We start from the raw sequence: 17,361 nt of genomic DNA, 5'->3' as shown, positions 1-17,361 counted from the left end.
GAGCTGCTATGGCTGTTGGCCTTCTTCCTCCCCACGATTTACTGCCTGTAGCCGGTTTGCGGCTGGCGGTCACCGAAGCAGGCATCCGCTATGCCGGACGCCGTGATCTCACCCTGATTGTTGTGGATGAAGGCACTCAGGTAGCGGGAGTGTTTACGCGGAACCGCTTCTCGGCAGCTCCGGTATTGGTGGCCCAGCAGCATTTGTCCTCGGCAACCCCCATCCGGGCGCTGGTTATCAATACGGGTAATGCCAATGCGGGTACGGGGGCTGCAGGCTTGCGGGCGGCGGAAGATTCCTGCCAGGTTGTGGCCGCAGCTTTGAATTGTTCTTCAGGGTCCGTGTTGCCATTTTCCACCGGTGTGATTGGTGAACCGGTAGATCTGGCCGGAAAAATCTCTGCGGCGCTTCCCGCATTAAAAATACACCTGGATGGAAATCATTGGGAAATAGCTGCCGCTGCCATCATGACCACCGATACCATCCCCAAGGCCTGCTCGCGGCAGATTGATCTGGATGGTCAGGTAGTGACGGTAACCGGCATGGCCAAGGGTTCCGGGATGATTCGTCCGGATATGGCGACGATGCTGGCTTATATGGCTACCGATGCCACTTTGCAGGGAGAAGCTTTGCAACAGTGTCTGCAGGATGCCATGGCGCAATCGTTTAATCGAATTACGGTAGATGGAGACACGTCTACCAATGACGCCTGTATTTTGATGGCGACGGGCAAAATTGCCGCTGAGCCCATTAGCAGTGTCGAAGATCCGCGTTATGCGCCGCTCTGTGCGGTAATCACCGAGGTGGCCCAATTTTTGGCCCAGGCTATTGTTCGGGATGGCGAGGGCGCCAGCAAATTTATTCCTATCCACATTGCAGGGGGGCGCAATGAGGAGGAATGTCTGCAGGTGGCTTATCGCATGGCTCACAGTCCTTTGATCAAGACCGCCTTTTTTGCTTCAGACCCCAACTGGGGACGTTTGTTGGCCGCCATTGGTTCAGCCGGGATCGATGATCTGGAAGTGGACAAGGTTCAGGTCAGCTTGGGGAACACGCAAATCGTCCGGGATGGGGCCCGAGATCCTGATTACACCGAGGCTGCCGGGCAGGCAGTGATGGCTGAGGCAGAAATCCCGGTGCGGGTGGATTTGGGTCGCGGGCTGGCGAGCGCAACAATCTGGACCTGCGATTTATCCTATGACTACGTGCGTATTAACGCCGATTATCGCAGCTGATGACAGTCGTTCCTGTAGCCACGGGTATTCTTGAGGACGAAAATGGTCGTCTGCTTATTTCCTTGCGCCCTGAAGGCAAACCCTGGCCGGGGTTTTGGGAGTTTCCGGGTGGCAAGGTGGACCCCGGAGAAACGCCTGTGGAGGCTCTGCATCGCGAGTTATGGGAAGAGATTGGCATCAGGGTGCTGGATGCGGAAGCATTCCGGACCCTGGATTATACCTACCCAGAGCGGACGGTGCGCCTGCATTTTTACCGGGTGCGACGCTGGGACGGTGCAGCTCATGGTAAGGAAGGGCAGCAAGTTCGCTGGTTATTCCCCTGGGAAATTCCAGCGTTGGAATGTCTGCCCGCCAACCTGCGGATGACGGCAGCAGTATTGGAAGAATATTTGCCGCATCCGCCACTGTGTCTGATTGCAGATCCGGCCCGTGTGGAGCCTCAGGCATTCGCTCATGCCTGGCGAGAAGCCCTGAGAGCCGGCCTGCAATGGGTGATCCTGCGTTGCAAAAATTCCGTGGATGGAGAGCACGCGAAGTTGTTGGAATCCCTTTGCACAGAATCGCTGGCTGAAGGTGCGCAGGTCTGGCTAAATCATCCTGAACCTCTGCCGGACTGGCCGCATAGCGGTCGCCATTTGACGCAATCCCAATTGGATGCTGGCTTGCGGCCTGCAGAAGCTTTTGGTGTTTCCTGTCATGATGCCGAGGGAATTCATCAGGCGGCCCGGGCGGGAGCCCGTTATGCCCTGCTTTCCCCATTGTTTTCCACCCGCTCGCATCCGGATACCTTGCCTTTAGGCGAAAAAGTTTTTGCTGAACTAGCGGAAACATCGGCTATCCCGCTTATTGCCTTGGGTGGGCTAACGGCGGAGCGTGTTCCTGCGGCAATGGCGGCCGGGGCCAGTGGGGTTGCCATCCTCTCGGGAATTATCGAGGCTTCTGATCCTTTTACTGCTACCAGTCACTTTCTGCGCTATTGGAGGCCCTGAGTGCCCCGAATTTCGGTCGTGATTCCGCTGTATAATGAAATTGATAACGTCACACCGCTTTGTGATGCCTTGAGTGTGGCGCTGGACGGGGCTGATGTAGAAATCATCATTGTCGATGATGGTAGTCGTGATGGCAGTGCGGCGGCCCTGGACCGGGAAGCCGCAGCACGCGGAGACCATTTCAAGATGATTCATCTGCAAAGAAATTTTGGCCAGACAGCGGCCATGCAGGCGGGAATTGATGCCGCCCAGGGGGAGGTCATCGTGACCCTGGATGCGGACCTGCAAAATGATCCACAGGATATTCTCCCTTTGGCCGAGCGCTTGCTGGCTGAAAATCTGGATGTAGTAGCGGGTTGGCGCAAAAATCGTCAAGATGGCCTGTTTTTGCGCAAAATACCTTCGCGTATTGCCAATCGACTTATTCGCCGTTTTACGGGTGTGCGCTTACATGATTATGGATGCACGCTCAAAGCCTACCGGGCTTCGGTGATCAAGGGCGTGCGCCTTTATGGAGAAATGCACCGCTTTATTCCGGCCTGGTTATCGACCCTGACTTACACCGATCGAATTGTGGAAGTGCCCGTGCGTCACCATGCGCGTGTGGCAGGTAAGAGTAAGTACGGGATTTCCCGAACTTTTCGGGTGCTGGTAGACTTGTTGTTTGTTAAGTTTTTTCTGGGTTACAGCCAGCGACCCATGCATTTTTTTGGTACCGTCGGGTTGTTTTCGCTGTTTGTGGGCTCCGGCATGCTGATTTATTTGTTTATTGATAAATTCGCCGAAGGTGCAGAGATTTCCGGTCGGCCCATGCTCATTGCTGGCGTCCTGTTTTTTCTGGGAGGGCTGCAGTTTTTGAATACGGGTATTGTCGGGGAGATGTTGTCGCGGATATACCATGAATCCCAGGATAAAAAGACTTATGTAATTCGCCATACGGTGCATCTTGACCCAGGTGCCGAACCCTGATGGCCGTGCCTATTTTGATGTATCACAATATTGACCGCGCACCCAACGGGGTGAAATTGCGCGGTCTTTATGTTTCTCCAGAACGATTCCGGCGGCAGATGGCATTGCTGCATCGCTTTGGTTATCAGGGTTTGTCCATGTCTGCGGCCATGCCCTATATTGGTGGAGAAGCCAAAGGAAAAGTAGTCGCCATTACCTTTGATGATGGTTATCGGGATAATCTAGAAAACGCCTTGCCGGTTTTGCTGCATTATGGATTTACGGCGACCTGTTACATGGTCAGCGCGGCCCTGGGCGCGGATAATGCTTGGGATGCGGAAGATCTGGGTGTACACAAGCCGTTGATGTCCGAAGCCGAATTGCGTCAATGGCAAGCTGCCGGAATGGAAGTCGGCGCCCATAGTCGTCATCATCCCCGTCTGCCGGATCTGACAGAAGCGGATCTGCTGAACGAAATGGCCGGTTCTCGTCAGGATCTGGAAAAATTGTTGGACGTTCCCATCACGCAATTTTGTTATCCCTACGGGGCCGCAGGACAGCGCGAGCGTGAAGCGGCAAAACAGGCCGGGTTTTTAGCGGCAGTGACCGTGCGCCGGGGGCGTGCCCGAGCGGGGGAGGACGATCCTTTTGACCTGCCGCGCGTCATGGTAGGCGGACATCACGGCCCGCACGTATTCCCCATGCAGATCTGGACGGCACATGAGGATCGACATTGAGCACCGTGTTACGTTTGCTCTGGGTGGGTACAAATCCGGGGGGGGGAGGTACAGAAACCCACATGATCACCATGTGTCGGGCTTTGGCGGATGCCGGCGTGGACATGCATGCTTTCGTGCATCCCCAGGGACATATTGGCGAGGCTTTGTCTGACAGTTTGGTCAAGTTGCACTATGGGGTGTTTCGTAACAGTGCCGATGTGCCAGCCATGCGCCAGCTATGGAAAATTATCCGTCTTGTGCAACCCGATTGGCTGATCGGGAGTTTCAGCAAGGAATACTGGCCACTGGCCATGCTCAGTCGGATGAGTGGACGTCCTCTGGCCTTGTTCCGGCATATGGATTTACGCCTCAGACCTAGCACCCGCTGGCTTTTATCCCGCTGGCCCTTGCGGCTTTTCGCCATATCCGAATACTTGCGTCGCCGTCTGATTGAACAGGGCATTCCTCCGGCGCGGGTAGAAGTGCTCCTGAATCCCATCAACCTGGCAGAATTCCATCGAGATGTCGAAGTCCGTCAAAACCGGCGACGCGATTTAGGGCTGACTGATGCAGATTTCCTGTTGGGTTTTGTGGGTGCCTGGCATCGTGGTAAAGGCGTTTTCATGTTGGCCGACGCCATTGACGCCGCCCACGCCCAAAATGCGCATGTTCATGGCTTATGGTTAGGCGGTGGAGCCCATGAGGAAGAATTGCGCTCTCGCCTAGCCAACAAACCCTGGCACTATGTGCTGGGTTGGCAAAATCCGGTAATGCCTTGGTATAGTGTGATGGATGCTCTGGCCCTGCCGTCCATAGAACCCGATACTTTCGGGAGGGTTTGTCTGGAGGCGCAAGCCTGCGGGACACCAGTGCTGGGCGCGGACATAGGGGGTATTCCCGAAAGTTTTGTGGATGGACAGGGAGGATGGCTGTTGCCGGCTGGAGATGTTAAGCGCTGGGAGAATGCCCTGCTGAGCTTGTTGGCGAATCCGGCTCTGCGAGAAAAATTTGCTCATGCAGGACCGGTTTACGCAACAGGATTTGCCTCAGAAAACATTGCCTCCAATTTTTTGCAGGATTTGCAGCAATGACTGCTGGTTTTACAGGCTAAACATGGCGCGTGCTATTCCCTCCAATCCCCGGCGTATTTTACTGATCAAATCCCATAGTGCGGGCATAGGTGATATTCTCCGCAGCTCTGCGGCTTGGGCCGTTCTTAAAAAGCGTTGGCCCGATGTCGAGTTGCATTTGCTGTTTTTGACGCGCTGGCCAGGATATCCTAGTGAAGCGTTGATTCGTGAGCATTTTCTGCTTTCCAGTGCACATTTTTTGCCTATGCAGGAAGGCCGTTTCTGGGGAATGCGTGGAGTGGGGCCTCGAACCTGGAGACGTTTATTGCCGGAATTGAGAAAAATTGCCGAGCAGATACAGCCTGATTTAATTATTGATCATGAACCTCATGGTTTGGAAACTACCATAGCGGCAAGGTGGCTACGTCGTTTTTGCAAGGCAGCAATAGTCGGCGTCGATCAGGTTATGGGGCGTGGATTGATGTATGACAAATCGGGCCCAAGTCTGCAGCAATATGCAAAAAATGAGCGACTCGACTGGCCAATGGACTATACCGAAAGGGACTTCGCAGCGCTGGTAGCACTCGGTTTGCACCGTGAAGATCAATCCATAGTCCTGACGGAAACTTCTGATGGTCGGTTATTTCGTGATGAAATGCAGCAGCTCTTGCCAAAAGACTTGCCGATAATCGGTCTAAATATTGGTTGCGGTACTCCAGATGCTGAGAAGAAGCGTCCTAACCTGGATTTATTAGTGATGGCTTTTGGGAGAGCGTACAAAGAGAATCCGTATATCTTATTGTTAATGGGTGCTCCTAACGAAAGATTTATAAATAACTCATTTATAAATAAATATACAGAAAAATGGGGTAATAATGAGCATATAATTGATATTGCCGGTAGAACCTCACCAACAAGCCTCACTGGAGCGATCACTCTATGTGATGCTTTCGTATCCAGTGATTCTGGTCCTTATCATATGGCGGTAGCCTTAGGAATTCCTGTGGTTGCAATATTTAATACCAAAAGTTCTGTTCATTATCATAAAGAGGCAAAAATATTGATTGAAAATTTTGATACAAATTTATTTTTAGATAATCTAAGTAATAATATCGTTAACTTTTTGGTTCGTAAAGCATGAATTATATTTATAAAAAATTAAAATCACATAAGTTCTTTATTGGCTTTATACATAAGGTTGAATGCTTCCCTAGAGTTGTTTGGCATGCTTTTGATAAGATGTTTATTTTTATTTGCACATTACAGGTTGGTCCTGAAAAAGATGGTGGTGTGGCTGTTGTTAGAATAGGTGGTATGGGTGATATGATTCTATCAATACCGCTTCTATTAGAAATGAAAAAAAAGCATTATGTAACATTGATATGTAGTTCTGATCACATGTATATGAAAGAAATATTTTATGATTGTGTTAACAGCTTTATTTTTTTTGATGAGTATAAATTTCGTAAAAACATACTCTATAGATTTTCATTCTTGAAAAGAATATCAAGCATGAAATTTTCATGTACAATTCACTCTGGGATAAGCCGGCAGCAAGGTGGGGCTGATGTTATCGCTTGGGCTGCGAAATCAAAGAAAACAATTGCTTTTGACGCCAGAGAATGGCACTCATGCGAAAAGTTAATCAGTGATCGTTGGTTTGATACGTTGATAGATGGGAAATATGGAAAAATACATGAGTTGGAAAGGATGTCAATCCTTGCTGGGACCGCCCTGAATTATGATGAATTTTTGAAAAATTGTGATTATAAAGTTGTTGAAAAAAAATATGTTTATAATAATTATGCAATATTTAATGTTGGGTCAAGCACTAGTGTTAGAGAGTGGGAAATTAGCAATTTTGTTGAGGTTGCTAGAGCCTTACATGAAAAAAAAAGCCTTCTACCAATATTTATAGGCACGGAAAAGGACAAGCTAAAGATCTCTGGCATGAAAATTCCATTTCCTCATGAGAATCTCATTGGTAAATTAACTGTAAAAGAATATATTTTATTGTTAAAAAATGCTGATATTATAATTTGTAATGAAAGTTCACCAATGCATATTGGCGTCATGTTCGATAGGCCGACTGTGGCTATTGTTTCTGGTGGGGAGTTTAATAACTACTGTAAATACCCGGATGGTGTAGCGGAAAAACTATTAGTGATTTCATCGCAAGATAATAGCTGCTTCAACTGTGGTTGGAATTGTATTTATAAGAAAAATGATGGGCATTCGTTTCCATGTCTTGACGCGGTAAGAAGTCATGACGTTATCGAAAATATTTTATCATGGGAATTTTTTATTTAAGAAAAATATCAGCATTTTTTAATTATAGGATATTAGATCCTATAATTTCCTATATTGAGACTTTGGAGGGGCCATGAAATTACCAAAAATATTTATATTTTATTTTTATCCATTACCGATTTTATTCTTTTCAATTAGTACAGCCGCAACAGGTATTGCTGGGGCGTTACTTATTATTTACTATATTTATAGTGGTTATTGGAGGAATTGGAAACTTTTATATCAAAGACGCTGGACGATTCCTCTGTCAGGGTTGATGCTTTGGACATTTCTGGGTTTGCTCTGGAGTAATGATGTTTCTGCAGGCTTGAAAGTGGCTCAGATGGCAGCATTTGGAATTTATGCATTTATGGGTGCTACCTTACCATGGGAAGAAAAAAACGTTCGGTTATTTATCCGTCTTTTTTTGCTTGGGTTATTTATAAATGCAATTATAGCTGTGTTGAAGTCAACGGGCACATTGATTATACCGTATGGTCAACCACATCAATTTGTTGGTCTTGCTTCTCATATTTGGTGGTCGATGGCACTGACCCAAGGATTGCTTTGGTTTCTTTGGGATTGGCGTCATAGATGGGCATTCCCGCGCTGGATTATTGCGCCCGTGGCCTTATTGTTTTTTGCGGTGCTAATTCTCTCCCCCGCTCGTTCTGGGCAGCTGCTTTTTATCATTCTCGTTCCGGCTGCTATTTGGATTCTTTATTCAGGGCAGTGGAGATATTGGGGATTGGGGACTCTATTGCTTGCGATCACTGCGATGTCCTTTTCTCCGATGGTGGAACATCGAGTTGAGCTTGGTATAAGCAATCTTCAACAGTTTTGGAACAATCCCAATAGAACAGAAACTAGCTGGGGCATCCGTATTGCGACTATGGAGGCTGGTGCTGAAATGTTTTTTAACCATCCTATCATAGGAGTAGGAACCGGAGATTTTAGTCAACAAATGATAATCCTGCAAAAGCAAGGTATCGTAACCAAAACTCCGGGAATAATTAATACTTCGGCATCTAACAGTTACTTGAGTGAAGCTGCAGCGCTTGGATTACCCGGAATCATTTTGTTCCTCTGGTTTATTTGGAGTGTAAGCCTAGAAGCATGGCGGGTTAGATTGAGACCTCAAGGTTGGTTCGTGCTGACTTATCTGGGGATATTTTGGGTCGGTGGCCTTTATAATACATTAATCTGGGGCTACGTTGATGCAATGGAAATAGCTTTATTTGCTGGGCTTCCGTTGATTATTAAAACCGATATTCAAAACGAAAATCTCTAAGTACGATGGATGCTGATATAACCAATGGTTGCCTTTATTGTACCCCGGTAAACTTCGTTAATATGGGCTATCTGTTCCCAAGCCATCTGAAGTTGGAACTATCCGCTTGAAACGTCAAGGAGCCTTATGAAATTACCATTAACTGTGACAATAATTACTCTTAACGAAGAGCATAATTTACCGCGATGTATTGAATCCATAATCGACTTGGCATGCGAAGTAATTGTCGTTGATTCTGGTTCGATCGATCTCACAGAAAGTATAGCTAGAAAATATGGTGCAATTTTCGTCAAGAATAGCTGGAAGGGAAATGTCTCACAAAATCAATATGCTTTTAGTCTTTGTACTAGTCCATGGGTTTTATCTATAGATGCTGATGAGGTAGTTACGCCAGAACTAAAAAATGCTATACGCACTATTTTTGAAGGTCATATGGATGACTATGATGGTTTTTATGTTAATCGTCGCACTCAATATCTTGGGAAGTGGATATGGCATGTTTGGTATCCAGAATGGCGTCTTAGATTGGTGCGTAGAGAAAATGCAAGTTGGGTTGGTCCAGATCCGCATGGACACTTAGAAGTGGTTGGTGCTACAAAAAAAATAAAGGCAGATTTGCTTCACTATACCTATCGAAATCTCGATGAGCAACTTCACAAGATTTCTTCCTATGCAAAAACAAGTGCCGATATAAATTATCAGTATGATATTAAAACAAGTCTTTTGCGGTTATTGCTTTCTCCTTGGCTTAGATTCTTGCGTGATGTTTTTGTAAAAGGGGCATGGAGAGATGGTCGCAGGGGAATACTTATTGCCTACATGGGTGCATTTTCTTCTTTTCTTAAGCAAGCTTATTTATATGAAAATTATCTGAAAAGGTATGAAAAAGAAAGTGAAAAATAGCTTTTTAACCATTCCCAGCCTTGGGTGCCTTCATGAAATATGCTATTGCCCGTGAAATGCAGTTGCAGGACAAGGAAAATTCGTGAAGTTGCTGCTGCTGCGCCTCAGCTCTTTGGGAGATGTGCTGCATACTTTGCCAGCTATGTCCGATTTGGCGGTGTATTGCCTCGATGTTGAAGTGGACTGGCTGGTGGAGCCTGCTTTTGCGCCGGTTGTTGCCTGGCACCCGAAAGTTTCCAATGCGATTCCTTTTTCTCTGCGCAACCTTAAAAAAACACCACGCGCTTTTCCTGCCGCGCTGCGCCAGCTCCGCAAAACCTTGCGCGCTAATCACTATGATGCTGTGCTGGATAGTCAGGGGCTCTATAAAAGTGCATTTCTGGCCCGGTTGGTAGGTGCTCCGGTTTGGGGGCTGGCTGCGGACAGTGCCAGAGAGCCTGGAGCTTCTCGCTTTTATCAACAGCGCTTTACGGTTCCCTGGTCCAGTCCTGCCATTACGCGTAATCGCCAGTTGTTCGCGGCGGCGCTGCAATATCCTCTTCCTGACACGCTGCCTGACTTTGCTTTAGCCCCTCGTCGTAGACTATGGCAGGATCAGTCGTTGGCTGAACCGTTGGCGCAATGTGTAAGTAAGCCTTTTGTCATAGGGTTTCATGCGACTTCTGCTGTCTGGAAAACCAAGGAGTGGCCAGAACAGCACTGGATGGCATTGGCTTCTCGTATGCGCGTAAACGGCTTGAATTTATTGCTACCCGCAGCGGACGAAAGAGAACGCCTGCGGGTGGCTACGATTCAAGCGGGTGCTGATAATGTTATAGCGCTTCCGCGCCTGAATCTGGAAACTCTAGCTATGGTCATGAGCAGAGCGCAGGCTTTTGTGGGGATGGATACCGGGCTATCTTATCTGGGCAGTGCTCTGGGGCTGGCTGGAGTAACACTGTATGGACCTACATCTGTAGAACGTTTAGCCCATGGAGGAGAGCAACAGATTAACCTTCAAAGCCCGCAATCCTGCGCCCCCTGTGGTAAAACCCGCTGTCCGTTGCCCGAGGCGCAAAATGGCCGGATACTTTGTCAGGAGGCGCTGGGTCCTGATCGGGTCTGGGCCGCTTTATCTTCCTTGCTGGAGTCGTCCGATTCATGAATTCGTCCCTCAGGCTTTTGCCGGAAGAGCGTCGTCGCTATCGTCGTCATCAATTCTGGACAGATCACGGCATATTTCGGGAATGGTTTTACGCCAATTTCCATGAAATGGCACCGGGCGTATTTCGTTCGGCACAACCTTCGCCAAGGCAGTTGCGGCTCTGGCATAAGCGCCATGCTCTCCGGGCGGTGCTGAACCTGCGAGCCCCCGCGCCTCGGGAACCGCATTACCGTCTGGAGCAGGAAATTTGTGACGCTACCGGAATGCAGCATATTGTTTTGCATGGTTTCGGTTCCCGTGATTTACCCGAAAAAGAGCGTTTGCTGACAGCCATGGATTTGTTGACTGAGCTCCCTAAACCTTTTTTGTTGCACTGCAAATCGGGGGCAGATCGGGCCGGATTCATGAGTGTCCTGTACATGCACCTGGTCTTAGAGCAGCCCATTGCAGAAGCCCAGAAGCAGTTGCGATTATGGCCATTTGGTCATATCCGTCATGCCAATACCGGGATTCTTGACTGGTTTTTTACCAGTTACCGATTGGCTCTTGTCAATGAACCGGGACTCACCTTACGCCAGTGGGTAGAGCGCGATTATGATCGTGAGGCGCTGCTGAAGAGTTTTCGCCCCTGGTATCGTCTGGATTGGCTGACCGATCGTCTGTTGCATCGCGAATGATGAATCGCCGTATTTACGCGGGATTACTCGGTTTTTTTAGTCCGTTTTTGCTGCTTTTTACCTTATGGCGCGGCTGGCGTCGTCCGCCTTACCGGGAAAAATGGCGGGAACGCTTCGGCTGGGGAGAAATGCATCAGGATCGCCCCCTATGGATTCATGCGGTGAGTGTCGGAGAAGCCATTGCCGCTATCCCGTTGGTGCACGCCCTGCAAACACGCTATCCGAATATTCCGATTCTGCTGACCAGCACAACCCCCACGGGTGCTGCCATCGTCGCTCAACGTCTGGGTTCGGCGGTGCGCCAACACTATATGCCCTATGATACTTCGGCAGCAGTAAGCCGGTTTTTGAAGCGTCAGCAGCCCCGCCTTTGTCTGATTATGGAAACCGAAATCTGGCCGAATTTATGCTTCTGGACGGTCCGATTTTCTATCCCACTAATATTGATTAATGCGCGCTTGTCGCAGCGTTCGCTGCGGGGCTATGGACGTTTTCCAGGTTTGTTTCGCCCGGCGCTGGCCTCCATGACGGCGGTGGCGGCACAAAGCCCCGAAGATGCCGAAGCCTTCAAGAGCCTGGGTGCTTCCCGGGTCCTGGTCATCGAAAATATCAAGTACGATCTTCCTGAACCCGTGGATGCCCTGAAAAAGGGGCGCGTCTGGCGGCAGCATCTGGCGACCCGGCAGGTTTGGGTGTTTGCCTCCACCCATGCTGGTGAGGAAAAAATAGCAATAACTGTACTCGAACATTTACGGGTGCATTGGCCCCACCTTTTGCTGGTGCTGATTCCCCGGCATCCCAGCCGATGCGATGCAGTAGAGGCGGAGCTGCAAGCGGCTGGGATATTGTATGCGCTGCGCTCTCAACATGACGAAATAGAAAGTAAAAATGTATTTCTGGTGGATACCTTGGGAGAGGTGATGGATTTTTATGCAGCGGCGGATTTGGTGACGGTCGGCGGCAGTTTTGTCCCTGTTGGTGGACATAATCCATTGGAGGCGGCGGTGCTGTCCTGCCCCATTATTTTTGGTCCGCATATGGAAAATTTTCGGAGTATTGCGCGGGACATGCTGACTGCTGAAGCCGCCGTTCAGGTTGATGATGCTGACGCTCTGGAGGCCCAGTTAGAGCACTGGCTGCGCCAACCCGAGGACGCTCAGGAACAGGGAAAAAAGGCTTTGGCCTTTGTCCAAAAGCAGCGCGGTTCTCTGAAAAAGATTATGCAACTTCTGGAGGAACTGGATTTGTCCTAGAGCTGGCAGCGGTCCTGGAGGCTTTGCCGCGACTTTGTCCCGCGCCGTTGTTGTTCTTGGTGAAATCCTGCGCCCGTCAGGAGAGCTGTTTGAGCCCAAAGGGCGAGTTCTCTCCTGACAGCAGGATGAACCTTAGAACAACAGGCAAGGGACGTTGGAGCAAAAGCCTCCAGGACCGCTGCCAGCTCTAGGACAACAACCCGTTTCGCAAGCGCAATAATCCTTCTTCCAGGACGCTGCGGGGTGCTGCAAAATTCAGGCGCACGAAACCTGCTCCGCCCGGCCCGAAACTGGGTCCAAGATTGAGCCCGAGCCCGGCCTTGAGCAGGCTTTTCTGAATGTGATCGTCGTCGCCGTAAGCAGCCACATCGAGCCAGGCCAGATACCCGAACTCGGGAAGACGATAGCCCAAATCCGGTAGTTCCCGGCGCAGGAATTCGTGAATGAATTGTGCATTGGCAAACAGGTATTCCCGCAGCGCCGTCTGCCATTCTGCACCCTGCTGCCAGGCACTGGTCATGGCCGTCAGAGCGCAGGCATTGGTCTGATGAATCTGGCTGCGATACAGCTCATCCCGAAAAGTCTGGCGTAATTCGCTATCCGGAATAATGGCAATTCCGCCGCCAATGCCGGCAATGTTGAAACTCTTGCCCGCCGAACTCAGTAAGACAGACCGGGCTGCAAGCTTTGCAAAGGGAATATGTTGCGCATAACTGAGGTCGGCGTGAATTTCATCGCTGACGACCACGCAGTCGGCGGCCTTACAAAGATGGGCCAGACGCTGAAGTTCTTCTTCCGTCCAGACCCGCCCCACCGGGTTGTGCGGCGAACAGAACAGCAGCAGGCGAGATCGGGTTAAGGCCTTTTCCAGGGCCTGCCAGTCAATATGGTAAGTCAGGTCTGTTGCCCTTTCCAAGGGCACGAGGAGCAGCTCCCGACCGTTTTTCCGCACGGCATTCATAAAGGGAGGATAGATGGGTGGCATAACCATGACGGTGTCGCCTGGTTGAGTAAATGCCCGCACGGCTGCAAATAAGGCCGGTACCACGCCGCTGATGCTTCCCGTCGCGCTGGGTTCCGGGCGCCAGCCATGACGCGCAGCCATCCATTCGTCAGCGGCACGTAACATGGCCGGTCCGTCACTGGGGTATCCAAAAATCGGGTGTTCCAGACGTTTTCGCAAGCTCTGGATAATAGGGTCAGGAACAGCAAAATCCATATCGGCGACCCACATGGGCAAAACATCGCCGCCGAAGCGCTGCGCTGCTTCATCCCATTTTATGGAACCGGTGCCCACGCGCGGAATAACGGCATCAAATGGCGAGACTGAATTTCCATGATTTTTCATAGGCGCTCCCAGAGGGTGGCTTGCGCGATACTGTGCTGATATTTACGCGCGGTTTCGCGGATGACAAAGGGAATATCCAGCGGGCTTTCTTCCCGAAGCCGGAAATAGGGCGACAGGATTTCCTTGAGTGCTTCCAGGGTGCTGAGATTTTCGCCATCTTTTTTGTAGCCACCGAGCCACTCACTGCGTGCGGTATATTCTTCCAGCCAGGTGTAAGGTGAGGTGATGAGCAAAATGCCGCCCGGTACAATGCGCTCACGTATATCATCCAGAAATTTGCGAGGATGATGCAGGCGGTCAATGAGATTGGCTGCGACCACCAGATCATAGTCCCGATACAATGGTTTGAGATTGCAGGCATCGGCCTGGAAAAAATGGACATGATTGGCACTTTCCCGCAGACCCAGGGTTGCCAGATCGATGCTTTGATAGCTCCGCAAATCGCCTTCTTCAACCAATGTGTAGGAAAAATGTCCGCGCTCTCGAAGTTGTACACCAACACTGATAAAGCGCGCCGAGAAATCCAGTCCGGTCACATCCGGGCAGTATTTTGCCAGTTCAAAGCTGCTCCGTCCCACCGCGCAGCCAATATCCAAAGCCCGGCGCAAGGGCTTACCAGCCATGGCGCGGAGCGCCAACTCAGCGACCGCAGCCGCAAAGTTAGGTACTTCATAATAGCTGCGTCCATAGTGAAATTCCGCATACTGGGAGACCAGTGCGTCGCTTTCATAAATAGGTACTTCAGGAACGGTGTTGGTTGAGGTGACATAACGAAATCCGGCATGCTGAAAAAAATGCCGACGGAAGGCATAACGTGCTTCCTGCTGCATTTCGTTACCCAGACTGATAAACGACCCCCCTTTCATCAGATTATGCTGCTGATCAAAAGTGGGCACCGTAAAATCGTCGTAAACCGGATGGACTTCAAATCCGGGAAAAGGATAAATGGGTGTGCTGGTCCATTCCCAGACGTTACCCATCAAGTCGTAAAAGTCGCCCTGGGGAAACTGGTCCACCGGACAGGGTGAACAGCCGACACTCAAGCCAATATTGGCGGGGACCGCATCTTCCCAGCCATCGCTGTCACTCAATGCACTGAGATTGCGCAGATGGCGCCACTCGTCCTCACTGGGAAGGCGCAGGTTTTCACCGGTTTGGGTCGATTTCCAGCGACAAAAAGCCGCTGCCTCCAGGGCATTTACCTCAACCGGCCAGTTCCAGGGCATGGGCCGCTCCTCGGCAATCAGGCGCAAAAGCCATCCTGCGGAATTGGGTACCCAAAATGGTGGATGTTCGGCGCGACTGAAGCGCCGCCAGCCATCGCCTTCTTCATCCCAGTAACTCGGGTTGTGATAACCTCCGTCTTCGACAAAGGCAAGAAACTCCTGATTACTGACCAGAAATTTTGCGGCGGCAAAAGGCTGTAGTTCATGTTGATGACTACCGTATTCGTTGTCCCAGCCATATTGGCGGTCATCTTTTGCCTTGCCCAGCTCAACGAGACCTCCGGGCGCGGGCAGCAGGGCATTTTGTGGAGCCGTGCCAGCCTGATCCCATGGCGTAAAAGCGGCTACAGGATTGACCCGGGAAATTGACAACTGGCGCATCAGGACGGAGCTGGTTTCCAGATGGATGTTTTCGTGTTCAATGCCCATCAGGATGACCCACCAGGGTGAATCCCAGGTAATGGGGAGGGTCAGGGGTAACTCGGAGATGAGTTGGTCCACCATCTCCCTTACCTGCTGACGATAGTCGCGGACGCTTTCAGGGGCTGGCCAGTCATAATGGGTTTCGTCCAGATCATCCCAGGACATTTCATCAACGCCGACGGCAAATACGGATTCCAGATGCGGGTCCAGACGGGCTTCAATCAGTCCCGCAAATTGCAATTTGTTCACATAAAAAGTAGCGGTATGCCCGAAGTAAAAAATCAGCGGATGCCGCAGAGGAATGGCTTTTTCTACCCAGGCAGCAGAGTCCTGCAAGTGATCAAACAAGGATTCATACAAGGAGAAGGTTTCATGAAAAACCCTGCGAATTTCCTCCCGTTTTTGTTCAGCATTCTCACCGTCCAGACGAAGTGGAGTAATGCGTGTGCGCGCCATGATTGCTCCTTTTAAGTCATTTCTGTTTGTCATCCCCAGTCTAACACAAGATACCGTCCGGTCGGATGCTTGGGAAGGGCCTGACTGGCAGGCTCAGGTGTTGCGCGCAGGGTCCAGTCAAGCGCCGCCCTTGAATCCCAATTGTCGCCATGCTTCAAATATACCAACCGCACAGGCATTGGAAAGATTCAGGCTACGCTGTCCCGGACGCATGGGTAAACGCAGGACTTGACTGGTGGGAAGGCTCTCCAGAATCTGCGTGGGCAGGCCACGTGTTTCCGGCCCGAACAGCAGGGCATCACCTTCCTGAAAAGCCACTTGCTGATGCAGGGTTTTTCCTTTGGTGCTGAATGCAAAAATACGTGCTCCATGCAGTGCATTCAGGCAATGTTGCCAATCCGAATGCCGTAACACCTCTGCAAATTCATGATAATCCAGTCCTGCACGGCGCAGGCGGCGATCATCCCAGGCAAAGCCCAACGGCTCTACCAGATGCAGGCGCGCCCCGGTGTTGGCGCAGAGCCGGATAACATTGCCGGTATTGGGCGGGATTTCCGGCTCATAAAGAATGACATGCAAAAAAGTCTCAGGCATGGGCAGGGGCCGCTTCGCGCAGGGCTCGGGCCAGAACCCAGACATCAATACGTTGCACACCCGCACTTTTTAATAACTCGGCCATTTGTCCCGCTGTTGTTCCTGTTGTCATCACATCATCGACGATGGCTACATGGGCAGGTAATTTGCCGTGCAGGGTAAAAGCAGAATCCAGATTATCGCGTCGGGCGGCCGCACTCAGCCCGGTTTGGTGGCGGGTATTGCGACAGCGTCGCAAGATCCCGGGTTTTACTGGAATACGCCAGCGTTTTCCCCAATGTCGGGCCAGCAGCAGCGCCTGATTGTAGCCGCGCTCGCGCAGTCTTTTGGGGTGCAGAGGCACGGGTAGTAGGCATTCGGGATGAGAAGGCGCATGCCCTCCCCAACCCTCTGCCCAAGTCGTCGCCAAGGCGCGAGTCCAGTCCAGACGCTGGTGGAATTTCCAGGCGAGAATGGCAGCATTCAGGGGTTCGGCATACACAAAAGGCGTATAGACATGATCGTACTGGGGCGCTTCTACAGAACATACCGGGCAGTCACCGTTGGCCTGGAGGGGCAATGCACAATAACTGCAACGGTTTTCTGGCAGGCGAGGCCAATCCTGGGCACAGGCCTCGCAGAGGGCGGCACCAGCCACGCCACAGGCGCGACAATATTCAGGGAAAAGCCACTGAGTGAGTTTTCGTCTGCTTTGGTAGAGATGTTGCAGGGAGAAGCGAGGCAAGGGAATCCGTACACCTTTTGCGAAAGTGGGAGGCTGTAGTTTATAGATTCTGGCGCTTCGGGCTGACATTGA

At 50.7% G+C, this 17,361-nt stretch carries 16 protein-coding genes; 12 read left to right on the top strand and 4 right to left on the bottom strand.

The features are described 5' to 3' along the window. The first annotated feature begins 8 nt into the window (after positions 1–8). The 12 genes from argJ (at position 9) to waaA (ending at position 12,518) form a co-directional block, all read left to right on the top strand. Positions 9–1,235, top strand: coding sequence for a bifunctional glutamate N-acetyltransferase/amino-acid acetyltransferase ArgJ (gene argJ / locus HJG40_RS00910; RefSeq protein WP_215862451.1), 1,227 nt, complete (start codon positions 9–11; stop codon positions 1,233–1,235). Then, positions 1,235–2,224 (top strand): Nudix family hydrolase, encoded by a 990-nt coding sequence (locus HJG40_RS00905; protein ID WP_215862450.1) that lies wholly within the window; start codon positions 1,235–1,237, stop codon positions 2,222–2,224. Before argJ ends, HJG40_RS00905 begins: the two co-directional genes overlap by 1 nt. Continuing rightward, positions 2,225–3,193, top strand: coding sequence for a glycosyltransferase family 2 protein (locus HJG40_RS00900; protein WP_215862449.1), 969 nt, complete (start codon positions 2,225–2,227; stop codon positions 3,191–3,193). Then, the gene (locus tag HJG40_RS00895) at positions 3,193–3,909 is read left to right on the top strand and encodes a polysaccharide deacetylase family protein (protein WP_226856780.1); all 717 of its coding nucleotides are present in this window, start codon (positions 3,193–3,195) and stop codon (positions 3,907–3,909) included. The genes HJG40_RS00900 and HJG40_RS00895 overlap by 1 nt, the downstream gene beginning before the upstream one ends. 5 nt (positions 3,910–3,914) lie before the next feature. Further along, positions 3,915–4,982 (top strand): glycosyltransferase family 4 protein, encoded by a 1,068-nt coding sequence (locus HJG40_RS00890; RefSeq protein ID WP_368355857.1) that lies wholly within the window; start codon positions 3,915–3,917, stop codon positions 4,980–4,982. 22 nt (positions 4,983–5,004) lie between these two features. Continuing rightward, entirely contained in the window at positions 5,005–6,102 is a 1,098-nt protein-coding gene (locus HJG40_RS00885; RefSeq protein ID WP_215862447.1) for a glycosyltransferase family 9 protein, read from the top strand. Further along, positions 6,099–7,271: a glycosyltransferase family 9 protein gene (locus HJG40_RS00880; protein ID WP_215862446.1), complete on the top strand. Its 1,173-nt coding sequence runs from the start codon at positions 6,099–6,101 to the stop codon at positions 7,269–7,271. Before HJG40_RS00885 ends, HJG40_RS00880 begins: the two co-directional genes overlap by 4 nt. A gap of 73 nt (positions 7,272–7,344) precedes the next feature. Beyond that, complete coding sequence (locus HJG40_RS00875; protein WP_215862445.1) at positions 7,345–8,541, top strand: O-antigen ligase family protein; 1,197 nt, start codon at positions 7,345–7,347, stop codon at positions 8,539–8,541. A gap of 126 nt (positions 8,542–8,667) precedes the next feature. Then, positions 8,668–9,444 carry a glycosyltransferase family 2 protein gene (locus HJG40_RS00870; protein ID WP_215862444.1) on the top strand — a complete coding sequence of 259 codons (777 nt, stop codon included), beginning with the start codon at positions 8,668–8,670 and terminating at the stop codon, positions 9,442–9,444. A gap of 82 nt (positions 9,445–9,526) precedes the next feature. Then, positions 9,527–10,588: a lipopolysaccharide heptosyltransferase I gene (waaC, locus tag HJG40_RS00865; protein WP_215862443.1), complete on the top strand. Its 1,062-nt coding sequence runs from the start codon at positions 9,527–9,529 to the stop codon at positions 10,586–10,588. Continuing rightward, positions 10,585–11,265: a protein-tyrosine phosphatase family protein gene (locus HJG40_RS00860; RefSeq protein ID WP_215862442.1), complete on the top strand. Its 681-nt coding sequence runs from the start codon at positions 10,585–10,587 to the stop codon at positions 11,263–11,265. Before waaC ends, HJG40_RS00860 begins: the two co-directional genes overlap by 4 nt. Further along, positions 11,262–12,518 carry a lipid IV(A) 3-deoxy-D-manno-octulosonic acid transferase gene (gene waaA, locus HJG40_RS00855; protein ID WP_215862441.1) on the top strand — a complete coding sequence of 419 codons (1,257 nt, stop codon included), beginning with the start codon at positions 11,262–11,264 and terminating at the stop codon, positions 12,516–12,518. The genes HJG40_RS00860 and waaA overlap by 4 nt, the downstream gene beginning before the upstream one ends. Before the next feature lie 187 nt (positions 12,519–12,705). Here the strand turns inward: waaA and HJG40_RS00850 are convergent, their stop codons facing one another. The 4 genes from HJG40_RS00850 to HJG40_RS00835 all read right to left on the bottom strand — a co-directional run bounded on the left by HJG40_RS00850 (position 12,706) and on the right by HJG40_RS00835 (position 17,289). Beyond that, positions 12,706–13,866 (bottom strand): MalY/PatB family protein, encoded by a 1,161-nt coding sequence (locus HJG40_RS00850; RefSeq protein WP_215862440.1) that lies wholly within the window; start codon positions 13,864–13,866, stop codon positions 12,706–12,708. Beyond that, the gene (ovoA, locus tag HJG40_RS00845; protein ID WP_215862439.1) at positions 13,863–15,971 is read right to left on the bottom strand and encodes a 5-histidylcysteine sulfoxide synthase; all 2,109 of its coding nucleotides are present in this window, start codon (positions 15,969–15,971) and stop codon (positions 13,863–13,865) included. The genes HJG40_RS00850 and ovoA overlap by 4 nt, the downstream gene beginning before the upstream one ends. A 117-nt stretch (positions 15,972–16,088) precedes the next feature. Next, positions 16,089–16,565 (bottom strand): tRNA (uridine(34)/cytosine(34)/5-carboxymethylaminomethyluridine(34)-2'-O)-methyltransferase TrmL, encoded by a 477-nt coding sequence (trmL, locus tag HJG40_RS00840; RefSeq protein WP_215862438.1) that lies wholly within the window; start codon positions 16,563–16,565, stop codon positions 16,089–16,091. Then, complete coding sequence (locus HJG40_RS00835; protein WP_368355856.1) at positions 16,558–17,289, bottom strand: ComF family protein; 732 nt, start codon at positions 17,287–17,289, stop codon at positions 16,558–16,560. Before HJG40_RS00835 ends, trmL begins: the two co-directional genes overlap by 8 nt. Between the last annotated feature and the right edge of the window lie 72 nt (positions 17,290–17,361).

It is taken from the genome of Acidithiobacillus concretivorus (assembly GCF_018853445.1).
Classification (GTDB): Bacteria; Pseudomonadota; Gammaproteobacteria; order Acidithiobacillales; family Acidithiobacillaceae; genus Acidithiobacillus; species Acidithiobacillus concretivorus.
This window is presented reverse-complemented; position numbering and strand designations above follow the sequence as displayed.